14 protein-coding genes are annotated in these 15,104 nt (G+C 71.5%); 1 reads left to right on the top strand and 13 read right to left on the bottom strand.

Translation table 11 applies throughout. The features are described from left to right. Positions 1-61: 61 nt before the first annotated feature. Positions 62-1,651: a phosphoglycerate dehydrogenase gene (gene serA, locus FGD68_RS07590; RefSeq protein ID WP_119372954.1), complete on the bottom strand. Its 1,590-nt coding sequence runs from the start codon at positions 1,649-1,651 to the stop codon at positions 62-64. Positions 1,652-1,714: 63 nt separating this feature from the next. Between serA and FGD68_RS07585 the strand changes: the two genes are divergently transcribed. Continuing rightward, positions 1,715-2,116 carry a DoxX family protein gene (locus FGD68_RS07585; protein ID WP_119372953.1) on the top strand — a complete coding sequence of 134 codons (402 nt, stop codon included), beginning with the start codon at positions 1,715-1,717 and terminating at the stop codon, positions 2,114-2,116. 9 nt (positions 2,117-2,125) lie between these two features. On the opposite strand, the gene FGD68_RS07580 is transcribed toward FGD68_RS07585, so the two are convergent. The 12 genes from FGD68_RS07580 to FGD68_RS07525 all read right to left on the bottom strand — a co-directional run bounded on the left by FGD68_RS07580 (position 2,126) and on the right by FGD68_RS07525 (position 15,100). Then, positions 2,126-2,494, bottom strand: a complete 369-nt coding sequence (locus tag FGD68_RS07580) for a hypothetical protein (RefSeq protein ID WP_237609984.1) — start codon at positions 2,492-2,494, stop codon at positions 2,126-2,128. Beyond that, complete coding sequence (locus tag FGD68_RS07575) at positions 2,491-3,027, bottom strand: hypothetical protein (RefSeq protein WP_237609983.1); 537 nt, start codon at positions 3,025-3,027, stop codon at positions 2,491-2,493. The genes FGD68_RS07580 and FGD68_RS07575 overlap by 4 nt, the downstream gene beginning before the upstream one ends. A gap of 128 nt (positions 3,028-3,155) precedes the next feature. Further along, positions 3,156-4,181 carry a ketol-acid reductoisomerase gene (ilvC, locus tag FGD68_RS07570; RefSeq protein WP_012298794.1) on the bottom strand — a complete coding sequence of 342 codons (1,026 nt, stop codon included), beginning with the start codon at positions 4,179-4,181 and terminating at the stop codon, positions 3,156-3,158. A 159-nt stretch (positions 4,182-4,340) separates the two neighbouring features. Further along, positions 4,341-4,850 carry an acetolactate synthase small subunit gene (ilvN, locus tag FGD68_RS07565; protein WP_104236057.1) on the bottom strand — a complete coding sequence of 170 codons (510 nt, stop codon included), beginning with the start codon at positions 4,848-4,850 and terminating at the stop codon, positions 4,341-4,343. Next, positions 4,847-6,682 (bottom strand): acetolactate synthase large subunit, encoded by a 1,836-nt coding sequence (locus tag FGD68_RS07560; RefSeq protein ID WP_181036682.1) that lies wholly within the window; start codon positions 6,680-6,682, stop codon positions 4,847-4,849. Before FGD68_RS07560 ends, ilvN begins: the two co-directional genes overlap by 4 nt. 44 nt (positions 6,683-6,726) lie before the next feature. Further along, complete coding sequence (ilvD, locus tag FGD68_RS07555; protein WP_043587730.1) at positions 6,727-8,421, bottom strand: dihydroxy-acid dehydratase; 1,695 nt, start codon at positions 8,419-8,421, stop codon at positions 6,727-6,729. 66 nt (positions 8,422-8,487) lie between these two features. Beyond that, positions 8,488-9,006, bottom strand: coding sequence for a monovalent cation/H(+) antiporter subunit G (mnhG, locus tag FGD68_RS07550; protein WP_119372559.1), 519 nt, complete (start codon positions 9,004-9,006; stop codon positions 8,488-8,490). Continuing rightward, positions 9,003-9,278, bottom strand: a complete 276-nt coding sequence (locus tag FGD68_RS07545) for a monovalent cation/H+ antiporter complex subunit F (RefSeq protein ID WP_104236054.1) — start codon at positions 9,276-9,278, stop codon at positions 9,003-9,005. Before FGD68_RS07545 ends, mnhG begins: the two co-directional genes overlap by 4 nt. Further along, entirely contained in the window at positions 9,275-9,949 is a 675-nt protein-coding gene (locus FGD68_RS07540; protein ID WP_104236053.1) for a Na+/H+ antiporter subunit E, read from the bottom strand. The genes FGD68_RS07545 and FGD68_RS07540 overlap by 4 nt, the downstream gene beginning before the upstream one ends. Then, positions 9,946-11,538 (bottom strand): Na+/H+ antiporter subunit D, encoded by a 1,593-nt coding sequence (locus FGD68_RS07535; RefSeq protein WP_104236052.1) that lies wholly within the window; start codon positions 11,536-11,538, stop codon positions 9,946-9,948. Before FGD68_RS07535 ends, FGD68_RS07540 begins: the two co-directional genes overlap by 4 nt. After that, a complete protein-coding gene (locus tag FGD68_RS07530; RefSeq protein ID WP_119372558.1) occupies positions 11,535-12,095 on the bottom strand; it encodes a Na(+)/H(+) antiporter subunit C in 561 nt (186 codons plus the stop codon). Before FGD68_RS07530 ends, FGD68_RS07535 begins: the two co-directional genes overlap by 4 nt. Then, positions 12,092-15,100 carry a Na+/H+ antiporter subunit A gene (locus FGD68_RS07525; protein ID WP_119372557.1) on the bottom strand — a complete coding sequence of 1,003 codons (3,009 nt, stop codon included), beginning with the start codon at positions 15,098-15,100 and terminating at the stop codon, positions 12,092-12,094. Before FGD68_RS07525 ends, FGD68_RS07530 begins: the two co-directional genes overlap by 4 nt. Positions 15,101-15,104: the final 4 nt, after the last annotated feature.

Genomic DNA, 15,104 nt, shown 5'->3' with positions numbered 1-15,104 from the left:
GGACGCGCCGCGAGGGCGGCCGCCGCAGCAGCCGCCCTCGCGGTGGTCGATCCGACCGGGATCAGTCGGCGATGTCGATCTCGCGCAGCGACGTGGCCTGGATCGCGTGCCGCACGTTCTCGAGCACGCCGTCCGGCACGGGCGAGTCGACGCTGAGCACGCTGAGCGCACGGCCGCCGGCCTCCTGGCGGGCGATCTGCATGCCGGCGATGTTGACCTCGGCGTCGCCGAACTCCTTGCCGTAGACCGCGACGATGCCGGGGCGGTCCTCGTACTTCATGACGATGAGGTGGCGGCTGAACGGCACCTCGACGTCGTAGCCGTCGATCTCGACGAGCTTCTCGATCTGCTTCGTCCCCGTGAGCGTGCCCGACACCGACACCTGGGTGCCGTCGGACAGCGCGCCGCGGATGCTGAGCACGTTGCGGTACTCCTCCGACACGGCGTCCGTGATGAGGCGCACCTCGAGTCCGCGCTGCTCGGCGAGGAGCGGCGCGTTCACGTAGGAGACGTTCTCGCTCACCACGTTGGTGAAGACGCCCTTGAGCGCCGCGAGCTTCAGCACGCTGACGTCGTAGCCGGCGAGCTCGCCGCGCACCACGACGTCGATGCTCGTGAGCGCCTCGTGGGCGAGCCCCGAGAACACCTGGCCGAGCTTCTCCATGAGCGGGATGCCGGGGCGCACGTACGGGTCGATGACGCCGCCGGCGACGTTCACGGCGTCCGGCACGAGCTCGCCGCCGAGCGCGAGGCGCACGCTCTTGGCGACCGAGACGCCCGCCTTCTCCTGCGCTTCGTCGGTCGATGCGCCGAGGTGCGGCGTGACGATGATGTTGTCGAGGTCCAGCAGCGGGGATCCCGTGGGCGGCTCGGTGACGAACACGTCGAGGCCGGCGCCCGCGATGCGCTTCGACTTGAGCGCCGTGTAGAGCGCGTCCTCGTCGATGATGCCGCCGCGGCTCGCGTTGACGATGCGCAGCGTCGGCTTCGCCAGCGCGAACTGCTCGGTGCCGATGAGGCCCGTGGTGTCGGGGGTCTTGGGGATGTGGATGGTGATGAAGTCGGACGCCTTCATCAGCTCGTCGAGCGGGAGGAGCTGCACGCCCAGCTGCTGCGCGCGCGCCGGAGTGACGTAGGGGTCGTACGCGACGAGCGTCGCGCCGAAGCCCGCGAGGCGCTGGGCGACGAGCGTGCCGATGCGGCCGAGGCCGACGATGCCGATGGTCTTCTCGTAGAGCTCCACGCCCGTGAAGGACGAGCGCTTCCAGAGGCCCTGCTTGAGCGAGGCGCTCGCGTCCGGGATGAAGCGCGCGAGCGAGAGGATGTGGCCGATGGCGAGCTCGGCGGCCGAGATGATGTTCGAGGTCGGCGCGTTCACGACCATGACGCCCGCGGTGGTCGCGGCCTTGATGTCGACGTTGTCGAGGCCGACGCCCGCACGGGCGACGACCTGGAGGCGGGGAGCTGCGGCGATGGCCTCCGCGTCGATCTTGGTGGCGGAGCGCACGAGCACGGCGTCCGCCTCCGCGAGGGCCGCGAGCAGGGCAGGGCGGTCGGTGCCGTCGACGGAGCGGACGTCGAAGTCGGGCCCCAGGGCGTCGACGGTGGCGGGTGAGAGTTCTTCGGCGATCAACACGACGGGCTTCGTCAAGAGGCGGTCCTTCGGGCGGGGGCGGCTGGGACCCTCACATGCTAGTGGCCCCACAATGGGCCGATGAGCGATGTGACGTGGGCTGCGATCCAGCTCGCCGTGCGGATCCTGCTGGCCCTCGTCTTCTTCGGGATGGGCGTCAACCACTTCGTGCCGAAGGCCGCCACGGCGATGGCGGCGATCATCCCGCCGTCGTTCCGGCGCCCCGGAGCGCCCTCCCCGCTGGTGCTCGTGTGGTTCACGGGGCTCTGCGAGATCGCGGGCGGGATCGGCCTGCTGATCGAGCCGGTGCGCCTCGCCGCAGGCGTCGCGCTGGCCGTCTTCCTGGTCGCGGTCTTCCCGGCGAACGCGTTCGCGGCCCGGCACCCGGAGCGCTTCGGCCGCATCGCGATCCCGCTCGTGCCGCGCCTCGTGGCGCAGGTGGTGCTGATCGCCCTCGTGCTGTTCGCCGCCTGGCCGCTCTAGCCGCCCGCGCTAGAGGAGCGGCAGCAGCGCCGCGAGGCCGACCGTGAGCGCGCTCGCGGCGGCGAGGCCCGCGAGCATGACCAGGACGCGCGCGGCGACGGGTCGGCCGCGCGTGGCGAGCGCCGCGAGGACGAACGCGACGACCGGCACGATGATCGCGCCGACGAGCGTCGCGAGGGTGCCGGGCCGGAGGGATCCGCCGAAGGCCGTCGCGATGTCGCGGAAGGCCGTGTACTGGTCGACGGCCTGCCACACGAGGATCCCGTGGGCGACCGCGCCGAGGATCCCCACGACCCAGCCGGCGCGCGTCGGCCGACCGCGGCGCGTCCGCGCGGCGGCTGTCGCGGTCACGCCGCCGGATGCCCGCTCGGCGCTCATCGCGTCACCAGCCAGGGCCAGGGGAAGAGGACGACGGCGCCCACGGCCAGCGCGAGCATGCGGCGGCCGACGCGCATGCCGCGCAGGGCGGCGACCACGGCGGCCACCCACAGCGGCGGCGCGAGCACCGTGAGGGCCTCGGTCGCCTGCGCGACGCCGACCTGGAAGGCGGATCCGGCGCTCGACGGGTTGTCGCGGACGACGAAGAACCAGGCGATGGCCTCGAGGACCGCGACGGCGCCGAAGAAGGCGAGCCCCACCACCTCGGGCGAGGCGTCGGGCGCGGCGAGGGCGTCGTCGTCGTCCAGCGCGAGTCCGTGCGGGTCGTCGGATCCGGTCGTCGCGGATCCGGACGCGGCGGCCCGGCGCGCGGCCGTCGCCCCGAGGGCCGATGTGCGGCCCGTGGCGGTCGAGGGGGCGGCGTCCGGGCGGCGGCGCGGCACCGCGCGCTGCGGCTCGGGTGAGCGGGCGAGCGTGGGATCCGCCTCCTCGCCGGCCCAGCTGAGGGCATCGTCGTCGGGGGTGCGGGGCATCCCCCGATGGTACGTGCTCCGATCCGGACGCCCGCCGCACGCTCCTCGGTCCCGGGACGGCCCGGGGACGCGCGGACGCCCGATCGCGCGAGGCGACCGGGCGTCCGGTGGTGCGGGTGGGGCGACGGCTAGCGGGCGACCGAGCCGTCCGTGTAGTCGTCGTCGGCCTTGTTCCACGCGAAGAGCTTGCGCAGCTCGCGGCCGGTGGACTCGATCGGGTGCTCCTCGCCCTTCTTGCGGAGCTCGAGGAACTCCGGCGCGCCGGCGTCCTGGTCCTTGATGAAGCGGTCGGCGAACGCGCCGGACTGGATGTCCGCGAGGACGGCCTTCATGTTCTCCTTGACGTCCGGCGAGATGACGCGCGGGCCGGAGACGTAGTCGCCGTACTCGGCCGTGTCGGAGATGCTCCAGCGCTGCTTCGCGATGCCGCCCTCCCACATGAGGTCGACGATGAGCTTCAGCTCGTGCAGCACCTCGAAGTACGCGATCTGCGGCTGGTAGCCCGCCTCGATCAGCGTCTCGAAGCCGTACTGGACGAGCTGCGAGGTGCCGCCGCAGAGCACGGCCTGCTCGCCGAAGAGGTCGGTCTCGGTCTCCTCGGTGAACGTGGTGCGGATGCCGCCGGCGCGGAGGCCGCCGATGCCCTTGGCGTACGACCACGCGAGGTCCCACGCCTTGCCCGACGCGTCGACCTCGACGGCGACGATGACGGGGACGCCGCGGCCGGCCTCGAACTCGCGGCGCACGGTGTGGCCCGGGCCCTTGGGGGCGACGAGGACGACGTCGACGCCCTCGGGCGCCTCGATGTAGCCGAAGCGGATGTTGAAGCCGTGCGCGAAGACGAGCGTCTTGCCCTCGGTGAGGTTGTCGCGGACGCTGTCGGCGTAGAGGCCGCGCTGGTGCTGGTCGGGCGCGAGGATGACGATCACGTCGGCCCACGCGGACGCGTCGGACGGCGTCTTCACGGTGAAGCCCTGCTCCTCGGCCTTGGCGCGGCTCGTCGAGCCCTCCTTGAGGCCGATGACGACCTCGACGCCGGAGTCGCGGAGGTTCAGCGCGTGCGCGTGGCCCTGCGAGCCGTAGCCGATGACGGCGACCTTGCGGCCCTGGATGAGCGAGAGGTCGGCGTCCTTGTCGTAGACGATGTCAGTCACGTGATGGATCTCCTTGTTCTGTCGTCCCCGCGATGGGCGAGGGGCGGTCGTGCCTGGCCGCCCCGCGTTCGGGCGGGGCGTGGTCGTGCGGGAGGAACGTGCGTGTGCGCCGGACGCGGGGAGCCTCGCGGCTGTCCCCACGGCCCGCCGCGGTCGGCGCTAGGGGGTGCGGAAGACGCGGTCGGTGATCGACTTGGATCCGCGCCCCATGGCGAGGAGCCCCGACTGCGCGAGCTCCTTGATCCCGAAGGGCTCGAGCACGCGCAGGAGGGCCTGCACCTTGCCCGAGTCGCCCGTGACCTCGATGATCAGCGCGTCGGTGGCCACGTCGACCACGCGGGCGCGGAACAGGTTCACGGCCTCGAGCACCTGCGAGCGGGTCGAGTTGTCCACGCGCACCTTGACGAGCAGGTGCTCGCGCTCGACGGCCTGGCCGGGATCGAGCTCCACGATCTTGATGACGTTGATCAGCTTGTTGAGCTGCTTCGTCACCTGCTCGAGCGGCAGGGCCTCGACGTCCACGACGACCGTGATGCGCGAGAGGCCCTCGATCTCGCTCGCGCCGACGGCGAGCGACTCGATGTTGAAGCCGCGGCGGGCGAACAGCCCCGCGACGCGGGTGAGGAGGCCGGGCTTGTCCTCCACCAGGAGGCTCAGGATGTGGCTCACTTCTCGGTCCTCCCGGTCTCGGCGAGGTCGTCGTCCCAGTCGGGCGCGTGGTCGCGGGCGTACTGCACGGCGCTGTTGCTGAGGCCCTGCGGCACCATCGGCCACACCATGGCGTCACGGCTGACCACGAAGTCGATGACGACGGGCCGGTCGTTGGTCGCGAGCGCCAGGCGGATCGCGTCGTCCACCTCCTCGGGCTTCGTCACGCGGATCCCGAGGGCGCCGTACGCGTCGGCCATCTTCACGAAGTCGGGCACCATGCGGGTGCCGCCTCCCGTGTTGAGGTCGGTGTTCGAGTAGCGGCCCTCGTAGAACAGGGTCTGCCACTGGCGCACCATGCCGAGCGACGAGTTGTTGATGATCGCGACCTTGATGGGGATGTCGTTGATCGTGCAGGTGGCGAGCTCCTGGTTGGTCATCTGGAAGCAGCCGTCGCCGTCGATCGCCCACACGTGCCGGTCGGGCTGGGCGACCTTGGCGCCCATCGCGGCGGGGACCGAGTAGCCCATGGTGCCGGCGCCGCCGGAGTTGAGCCAGGAGTTGGGGCGCTCGTACTTGATGAACTGCGCGGCCCACATCTGGTGCTGGCCGACGCCGGAGGCGAACACGCCCTCGGGTCCCGTGATCTCGCCGATGCGCTGGATGACGTACTGCGGCGCGAGCTGGCCGTCCGCGGGCGGCGTGTAGCCGAGGGGGAACTCCTCGCGGAGGCCGTCGAGGTAGGTCCACCAGTCGGCGATGTCCTGGCTGACCGCGGACGCGGCCTTCGCCTCGCGGAACGCGACCGCCAGGTCGGCGATGACGTCCTTCGCGTCGCCCACGATCGGGACGTCCGCGATGCGGATCTTGGAGATCTCCGCCGGGTCGACGTCGACGTGGACCACCTTGGCGTGCGGCGCGAATAGCGACGCCTTGCCGGTGACCCGGTCGTCGAAGCGCGCGCCGAGCGAGACGAGCAGGTCGGACTCCTGCAGAGCGAGCACCGCGGGGACGGTGCCGTGCATCCCGGGCATGCCGAGCTGCTGCGGGTGGGAGTCGGGGAACGCGCCGCGCGCCATGAGCGTCGTGACGACGGGGGCCCCGACCGCCTCGGCCAGCGCGAGCAGCTCCTCGTGCGCCTTCGCGCGGATCACGCCGCCGCCGACGTAGAGGACGGGCTTCTTGGCCTCGACCAGGAGCTGCGCCGCGGCCTGGATCTGCTTGCCGTGCGCCTTGACGACGGGCCGGTAGCCGGGCAGGTCGATCTTCGGCGGCCAGTGGAACGGCGCCTCGAGCTGCTGCGCGTCCTTGGTGATGTCGACGAGGACCGGACCCGGGCGACCCGTGGAGGCGATGTGGTACGCCGACGCGATGGTCGACGGGATGTCCTCGGGCCGCGTGACCAGGAAGCTGTGCTTCGTGATGGGCATCGTGATGCCCACGATGTCGGCCTCCTGGAAGGCGTCGGTGCCCATGAGGGTGGAGAAGACCTGGCCGGTGATCGCGAGGAGCGGCACCGAGTCCATGTACGCGTCCGCGATGGCCGTGACGAGGTTCGTGGCACCGGGGCCGGAGGTCGCGATGCAGACGCCGGTGCGTCCGCTCGAGGACGCGTAGCCCTCGGCGGCGTGGCCTGCGCCCTGCTCGTGGCGGACGAGGATGTGGCGCAGCTTCGTCGAGTCCATGAGCGGGTCGTAGGTGGGGAGGATCGCGCCGCCGGGCAGGCCGAAGATGTCGTCGACCCCGAGGAGCTCGAGGGTGCGGACGACGGCCTCGGCGCCCGTGAGGATCTCGTCGCCCTGGTGGGCGGTCGGCGCCTGCGGCGTGGGGGGCGGGGTGGGCAGAGCTGGCATGTGTGCGCGATTCCTGGCAGAGGGAGCGGAAGGTGAGGAGGGGGTCATCCCGTTATCGCGCCCTCAGCGGCCGAGTGCACGAGCTTGGCGTACTTGGCGAGGACCCCGCGCGTGTAGCGCGGCGGGAGAGGTGCCCACCCCTCACGGCGGGCGGCGAGCTCGGCCTCGTCGACCAGTAGGTCGAGCGTGCGAGCGGCGATGTCGACACGGATCCGGTCTCCATCGCGCACGAAGGCGACGGGACCTGCGTCCACCGCTTCGGGAGCCATGTGGCCGATGCACAGTCCGGTTGTGCCGCCTGAGAATCGACCGTCCGTCAAGAGTAGTACATCCTTGCCGAGGCCGGCTCCCTTGATGGCGCCCGTGATGGCCAGCATCTCGCGCATGCCGGGACCGCCCTTCGGGCCCTCGTAGCGGATGACGATGACGTCGCCCTTCGAGATGAGCCCCTCGGTGAGCGCGTCCATGGCGGCGCGCTCGCGCTCGAAGACGCGGGCGGGGCCCTCGAACACGTCGAGGTCGAAGCCGGCCGTCTTCACGACCGCGCCCTCGGGGGCCAGCGAGCCGTGCAGCACGCTGATGCCGCCGGTGGCGTGGATCGGGTCGTCGAGCGTGCGGATGACCGTGCCGTCGAGCGCGGCGAGGTCCATCGACTCGAGGTTCTCGCGCATGGTGCGGCCGGTGACGGTCATGACGTCGCCGTGCAGGAGGCCCGCGTCGAGCAGGGCCTTCATGACGACGGGGACGCCGCCGACGCGGTCGACGTCGTTCATGACGAAGCGGCCGAACGGCTTGAGGTCGCCGAGGTGCGGCACGCGGTCGGCGATGCGGTTGAAGTCGGACAGCTGCAGGTCGACCTCGGCCTCGCGCGCGATGGCGAGGAGGTGGAGGACGGCGTTGGTGGATCCGCCGAACGCCATGACGACGGAGATGGCGTTCTCGAACGCCTCCTTCGTCATGATGTCGCGCGCGGTGATGCCCTTCGCGATGAGGTTCACGACGGCCTCGCCCGAGCGGTGCGCGAAGTAGTCGCGGCGGCGGTCGGCGCTCGGCGGGGCGGCGGATCCCGGGAGGCTCATGCCGAGGGCCTCGGCCACGCTCGCCATGGTGTTCGCGGTGTACATGCCGCCGCAGGCGCCCTCGCCCGGGCAGATGGCCTTCTCGATGCGGGTGAGGTCCTCCTGGCTCATCGTGCCGGCCTTGCACGCGCCGACCGCCTCGAAGGCGTCGATGATGGTGACCTCCTTCTCGGTGCCGTCCGAGAGCTTCACCCAGCCGGGGGCGATGGATCCCGCGTAGAGGAACACGGAGGAGAGGTCGAGCCGCGCGGCGGCCATGAGCATGCCGGGGAGCGACTTGTCGCAGCCGGCCAGGAGCACGGATCCGTCGAGGCGCTCGGCCATCATGACGGTCTCCACACTGTCGGCGATGACCTCGCGCGAGACGAGCGAGAAGTGCATGCCCTCGTGGCCCATCGCGATGCCGTCGCTGACGGAGATGGTGCCGAACTGCAGCGGGTAGCCGCCGCCCGCGTGGACACCCTCCTTGGCGCCCTGGGCGAGGCGGTCGAGGCTGAGGTTGCACGGGGTGACCTCGTTCCACGAGCTGGCGACGCCGATCTGAGGCTTCTCCCAGTCCTCGTCGCCCATCCCGACGGCGCGGAGCATGCCCCGCGATGAGGTGGCCTCGATCCCATCGGTGACGTCGCGGCTCCGGGGCTTCATGTCGATCTCAGGCATGGCATGAGTTTATGTCCTGCCGTGGACCAGTCCCGGCACCCGGGGGGACTCGTGGACAGGGGCGGGTCAGCCGATGCCCGGGGGCAGGCGGCCCTCGTCCGCGTCGCGCGGCCCCGCCCCTCCGGCGACGTGGCCGGCCTCCTCCGCGGCGATGTTCTCCGCGGATCCGACGGGCAGCGTCGACGCGTCCACCTCGTCGGCCGCGCGCAGCTCGTCGTGCGCCCGGTCGATCGCCTCCTCCAGCTCGTCGACCAGGAGGTCCTCGCGGAGGAAGTGACGGAGGCGGTAGCCGGCGCGGCCGACCATGTGCGCGGAGATCGGCGCCGTCAGCATCTGGAAGAGCAGCACGGGGACGAGCATCGCGACCGTGCTGAGGCTCTGCGACTGGAGGGCGAGCGCGAGCAGCACGAGGATCACGCCGAGGATCTGCGGCTTGGTCGCCGCGTGCATCCGGGCGAGCGGATCCGGGAAGCGGAGCAGCCCCACGCCCGCCGCGACGGACAGCACCCCGCCGAGGATGAGGAGCACGAGGCTCACGACGTCGAGGGCGTCGGCCAGCGGGCCGGACACGAGGATGCCGTTCACGACGGATCCTGCTTCGAGACGTAGCGGGCGACGGCGACCGTGGCGAGGAACGCGGTCATGGCGAGCACGAGCATCACGGGGAGCGTGCGGGTGTGGCCGTTGTAGATCATCTCGGCGCCGAGCACGCAGATGAGCGTGGTGAGCAGGACGTCGGACGCGATGATCCGGTCGAGGATGCTCGGGCCGCGCACGATGCGCACGAGCGCCATGGCGGCGGTGGAGAAGAACAGGGCGCCGACCACGACCCAGCCGACCTGCATCACGACGCTCATGAGAGCTCCTCCCCCGTGGTGGTGATGAGCCCGGCCTCGAGGTCGCGGTCGCGCACCAGCTCGTGGGCGCGCTGCCTGCGGGTCTGCAGCAGCGGCTCGCGGCCGGTCTCGCGCCGCTCGCGGTTGACGCGCCACACGTCGTCCGCGGTGCCGAGCGTGAAGACGATGCGGCTCTCGACCTGCAGCGTCGTCTCCCGCACGCGCTCCACGTCCTCCGGGGTGGAGGTGCCGAGCGCGTGCAGGTACAGGATCGAGCGCTCCCGGTCGGCCTCGACGACGATGGATCCCGGCACGAGCGACACGAGCTCGGCCGTGAGCGTCATGACGAAGTCGCTGCGGGTGTGCAGGTGCACCGCGATGACCGAGTTGACCGGAACGCGGCGCCAGTCGAACGCCATGGCCGCGACCTGGAACGACGCGCGCACGAGGTCGCCGGCGAAGTGCCCGAGCAGGATCGCCGCCCAGCGGATGTCGAACCGTCCGGACAGCTCGACGGGCGGCAGGTAGAACACGCGCGTCACGAGGAGCGCGAGCACGATGCCGGTGACCACCGAGATGACGGTGACGTGCCCCCAGAGCAGCAGCCAGAGGATGACGAGCCAGACGAGCAGCGGCAGCTGCACGAGCAGCGACAGCCGCTCGGCGCGGGCCCTGGCGCGACGCGGGGTCATCGGATGCCTCCCGGGAACACGGTCTCGACGTAGCCGAGCTCGCCGGATCCGTTGCCGGATCCGGGCCCGGTCAGGCTCTCCCCCGCGCGCTCGGCCAGGGCGTACACGGGACCCGCGAAGACCGTGAGCGCGACGCTGACGACGACCATGCCGGCCGTCGCGCCCGTCATGAGCACGGGCGTCTTCCGCACGGTGGTCGTCGCCTCGCCGCCCGGCCGCTCGGAGAGCTGGTCGAGCAGGGGCGACTCGTAGTCCTCGACCTCCTCCGCGCCGCGCCAGAACGCCATGTTCCAGACGCGGGCGAGGGCGTAGAGGGTGAGCAGGCTCGTGGCCGCGCCCGCCGCGATGACCGCGTAGGTGAGCCAGCCGCCGACCTCGGCGCCGGAGTCGAACAGCGCGACCTTGCCGATGAAGCCCGAGAACGGCGGGATGCCGCCGAGGTTGAGCGCGGGGATGAAGAACAGGATCGCCATGACCGGCGCCGCCTTGAGCAGCCCGCCGAGCCGGTTGATCGACGTGCTGCCGCCCGTCCGCTCGATGAGCCCGGAGGCGAGGAAGAGCGTCGTCTGCACGACGATGTGGTGGATCACGTAGTAGATGGTCGCCGTCATGCCGGCCACGGTGTTGAGCGCGATGCCGAAGATCATGTAGCCGATGTGGCTCACGAGCGTGAACGAGAGCAGCCTCTTGATGTCCGCCTGCGCCACCGCGCCGAGGATGCCGATCACCATCGTCAGCGCGGCCACGACCATGAGCGCCGTGGAGAGCTGGTCCGTGGGGAACATGACCGTCTCGGTGCGGAGGATCGCGTAGACGCCGACCTTGGTGAGGAGCCCCGCGAACACCGCGGTGACGGGCGCGGGCGCCGTCGGGTAGGAGTCCGGCAGCCAGAACGACAGCGGGAAGACGGCCGCCTTGATGCCGAACGCGACCAGCAGCATGATGTGCAGGATCAGCTGCACGTCCGGCGGGATCTCGTCGAGCCGCACCGAGATCTGCGCGATGTTGACCGTGCCGAGGGCGCCGTAGATCATCGCGATGGACGCGAGGAAGAGCATCGACGAGACGAGGCTGACGACGATGTAGGTGACGCCCGCCCGGATGCGTGCCTCCGTGCCGCCGAGCGTCAGCAGCACGTAGCTCGCCACGAGCAGGATCTCGAACCCGACGTAGAGGTTGAAGAGGTCGCCCGCCACGAACGCGTTGAAGACGCCGGCCGCGAGGATCAGGTACGTGGGGTTGTAGATCGACACCGGCGTCTCGCCGTCGCCGTCCTCGAGGCCCTGGCCGATCGAGAACATGAGGACCGCGAGCAGCACGATCGACGAGATCAGCAGCATGAGGGCCGACAGGCGGTCGACCACGAGCACGATGCCGAAGGGTGCCGCCCACCCGCCGACCTCGACGGACTGGCCGCCCTGCTGGTCCACCAGCACGAGCAGCACCGCGCTGATCACGACGACGGCCAGGAGCGCGAGGACCGACACGGCGACCTGCAGGCGGCGCTGGCGCGCGGCGACGAGCGCGGCGGCCGCTCCCAGCAGGGGCACGAGCACGACGAGCGGGATCAGGGTCTGGAAGATCGTCATCGGTCGTCCCCCCTCTCCTTCGCGGCGCGCTGCGTGCGGAAGTCGCGGTGGTCGTCGTCGTCGGCGGAGTCGTCGATGGCTTCTTCCAGGTCGGACCGGTTGTCGCGGAGCTTCCGGGCGGAGGCGATGGCGGCCTCGGCGTTGGTCCCGAACTCGGTGTCGTCGTCGTCCGGGACGGTGGGCTCCTCGCCGAGGCCCGTGCGGGGGCCGCGCATGGCGAGGTCGTCCTCGTCGTCCGTGACGACGTCGGCGTTGGCCAGGCGCCAGGAGCGGTAGATGAGCGCCATGAGGAAGGCCGAGACGCCGAAGGTGATGACGATGGCCGTGAGGATGAGGGCCTGCGGCAGCGGGTCGGCGTACTCCGACGGATCCACGTCGGGATCGTAGATGGGCGCGAGGCCCACGCGGCCGGACATGATGAGGATGAGGATGTTGGTCGCGTTGCCCACCAGCAGGAAGCCGAGGAGCACGCGCGTCATGCTGCGCTCGAGCATGAGGTAGATGCCCGTGGCGTACAGCGCGGCCATGATCACGATGAGGGTGACGGAGACGCTCACACGCTCACCCCCTGCTCGGTCTCCATGCCGTCCGCCCCCTGCTCGATCGTCTTGTCGCTCTCCTCCTGGCGGTCGACCTCCGCGCCGAGGCTGCGGAGCACGTCGAGCGTGAGGCCCACGACGACGAGGTAGACGCCGACGTCGAAGAAGGTGCTCGTCACGAACTCGACGTGGCCGACGAACGGCACCTCGGTGTCGATCCAGGTGGAGGTGAGGGCGTCGGCGCCGAAGACCAACGGGACGATGGCCGTGCCGACCGCGAAGACGAGGCCCGTGCCGAGCACCCGGCCCGCGTCCACGGGCGCCGCCGCGCCGAGCTCGTAGCGGCCGCCGGCGAGGTACCGGGCGACGAGGGCCATGCCCGCGAGGAGACCGCCGGCGAAGCCGCCGCCCGGCAGGTTGTGGCCGGAGAAGAGCAGGTACACCGACACGACGATGAGGCTGTGGAAGAGGAGCCGGACGACGACCTCGAGGAGGATCGACCGGTTCTGCGGCGCGAGCGTGCGGCCGGCGAGGAGCCAGGGGCTGCGCTGGTCGCGGCGCGAGTCCTTGATGGCCTCGCGCGCGTCCATGCGCGGGCCGTCGGCGCCGGCCTCGACCTCGAGCGGCGCCTGGCGGTCCTGCGGGTCGTGGCGTCCCGTGAGCCGCGCGATGAGGCTCCGACGCGACGGCGCCGTCAGCCGCGGCAGCGAGTCGGTGCGCCGGTTGAGGAAGATGAGGCTCGCGACGCCCGTGGCCGCGACGATGAGCACCGAGATCTCGCCCATGGTGTCCCAGCCGCGGAGGTCCACCAGCGTGACGTTGACGACGTTGCTGCCGTGGCCCTGCTCGTAGGCGAGGCGCGGGAACTCGAGCGAGATGGGCGACGCCACGCGGGCGCCGAGCGCGACGACCGCGACGGTGGACATGAGGACGGCGACCGCGATGCCGATGGACGCGCGCCAGATCGGGTGCACCGAGCGGTTCCGCTCCCCCAGCCGCACGGGCAGCCGACGGAGCACGAGGACGAAGGCGACCAGCGTGATGGTCTCGATGAGCACCTGCGTGAGCGCGAGGTCGGGCGCGCCGTGCAGGGCGAAGAGCGCGGCCATGCCGTAGCCCGTGACGCCGACCAGCACGACGGCCTGGAAGCGCTTGCCGGCGCGGGCCGCGGCGATGGCGGCGACGATCATCACGATGCCGATCACGGGCTGCGCGGGGTGGTCGAACGGCACCGCGGTGGCGGGCCACGACCGGTTGAGGGCCAGCGCCGACCCGACCGAGCCGATGAGCACGAGCAGGATCACGCCGAGGTAGAAGGGCAGGGATCCTCGCTGGGTCGTGGCCGTGGTGCGCGCGGCGACCCGGTCGATGAGGCGCATCGACGCCCAGTAGATGCGGGCCGCGTCGATCCAGGACGGCACGCGCGACTGCAGCGCGAAGACCGCGTCGCGCAGGCGGAACATGGTGAGGCCCACCACGAGCGTGCCCGCGGAGATGAGGAGCGCGGGCTCGATCCCGTGCCAGAGCGCCAGGTGGTACGTGTGGTCGGGCTCGCCCGCGGCGCCCGCGCTCACGGCCGGCAGCGTGTCGGCGTAGCCGGCGATCCACCCGTCGACGGACGAGGCGAGGAAGCCGAGCACGAGGCCGGTCGCGGCCAGCACGGCCGGCGGCACGAGGAAGTCGAGGTGCTCGTGCACGGGCTGGACCTCGTCCACCCCGCGCTTGCGGGCGAACGCGCCCCACATGAAGCGCGCGCTGTACGCGACGGTGAGGCAGGAGCCGACCGAGACGCCGACGAGCGCGACCCAGCCGAGCCCGCCGCCGAGCTCCGCGTCGGTCAGCAGCGCCGTGAGCACCGCCTCCTTGGCGACGAAGCCGAGGAAGGGCGGGAGCCCTGCCATCGACGCGAGCGCGAGGGCCGTGATGACCGCGAGCACCGGGGCCTTCCGGCCGAGCCCGCTGATCTTGCGCAGGTCGCGCGTGCCAGCGCGGTGGTCCACGACGCCGACCACGAGGAAGAGCGTCGCCTTGAACAGCGCGTGCGCGAGCAGCAGGGCGACGCCCGCGAGCGCGGCGTCCCGCGTGCCGTAGCCGACCACGACCGTGAGGAAGCCGAGCTGGCTGACCGTGCCGTACGCGAGGACGAGCTTGAGGTCCATCTGCTTGAGGGCGCGCCAGCCGCCGACGAGCATCGTCGCGACGCCGAGGGAGACGAGCAGCACACGCCAGCCGGGCACGTCCGCGTAGCCGGGCGCGAGGCGGGCGACGAGGTAGACGCCGGCCTTCACCATCGCGGCGGCGTGCAGGTACGCGCTCACCGGGGTCGGCGCGGCCATCGCGGCGGGCAGCCAGAAGTGGAAGGGCACGAGGGCCGACTTCGAGAGCGCGCCGAGGAGGATCAGCACGACCGCGACGGGGATCAGCTGGCCGCCGGGCGGATCCGCCACGAGCGCGGCGAGGCTCGTGGTGCCGCCGGCGACCGACAGGATCACGAGGCCCACGAGCATGGCGAGCCCGCCCGCCGTGGTGACGAGGAGCGCCTGCAGCGCGGCGCCGCGGCTCGCCTTCTTGCCGGTGTAGTGGCCGATGAGGAGGTAGGAGAGGACGCTCGTGGCCTCCCAGAAGGTGAAGAGGACGAACACGTCGTCGGCGAGGACGAGCCCGAACATGACCCCCGCGAACGCGACGAGGAGCCCCGCGAACCGGCCGAGGCCCTCCTCCGAGCTGCGGAAGTAGCGCGCGCAGTAGAGGAGCACGAGCGCGCCGACGCCCGTGACCACGAGGGAGAGGAGCCAGGACAGCGCGTCCATCCGCATGTCGAGCGTGATGCCGAGCGACGGGATCCACTCCACGCGCTCGACGACCTCGTGGTCGGGGAGGACCGCGGGGGCCTGCGCGACCGTGTAGACGAAGGCGGCGGCCGGCACGAGGGCGGCGACGACGAAGGCGCGGACGCCCATCACCCGGGCGAGGAGAGGTACGGCGACCGAGGCCGCAAGGAACACCGCGAGGAGGACGATCACGTTC

It is taken from the genome of Clavibacter californiensis (assembly GCF_021952865.1).
Taxonomy (GTDB): Bacteria; Actinomycetota; Actinomycetes; order Actinomycetales; family Microbacteriaceae; genus Clavibacter; species Clavibacter californiensis.
Note: the sequence above shows the minus strand (reverse complement) of the source record. Positions and strands in the feature narration are given on the sequence as shown.

Excerpts from the sequence above, each read along its gene's own strand:
- FGD68_RS07560 (WP_181036682.1), bottom strand. The coding sequence starts at position 6,682 with ATGCCAGCTCTGCCCACCCCGCCCCCCACGCCGCAGGCGCCGACCGCC.
- FGD68_RS07580 (WP_237609984.1), bottom strand. The coding sequence starts at position 2,494 with ATGAGCGCCGAGCGGGCATCCGGCGGCGTGACCGCGACAGCCGCCGCG.
- FGD68_RS07535 (WP_104236052.1), bottom strand. The coding sequence starts at position 11,538 with ATGACGATCTTCCAGACCCTGATCCCGCTCGTCGTGCTCGTGCCCCTG.
- ilvD (WP_043587730.1), bottom strand. The coding sequence starts at position 8,421 with ATGCCTGAGATCGACATGAAGCCCCGGAGCCGCGACGTCACCGATGGG.
- FGD68_RS07540 (WP_104236053.1), bottom strand. The coding sequence starts at position 9,949 with ATGACCCCGCGTCGCGCCAGGGCCCGCGCCGAGCGGCTGTCGCTGCTC.
- FGD68_RS07545 (WP_104236054.1), bottom strand. The coding sequence starts at position 9,278 with ATGAGCGTCGTGATGCAGGTCGGCTGGGTCGTGGTCGGCGCCCTGTTC.
- FGD68_RS07585 (WP_119372953.1), top strand. The coding sequence starts at position 1,715 with ATGAGCGATGTGACGTGGGCTGCGATCCAGCTCGCCGTGCGGATCCTG.
- FGD68_RS07575 (WP_237609983.1), bottom strand. The coding sequence starts at position 3,027 with ATGCCCCGCACCCCCGACGACGATGCCCTCAGCTGGGCCGGCGAGGAG.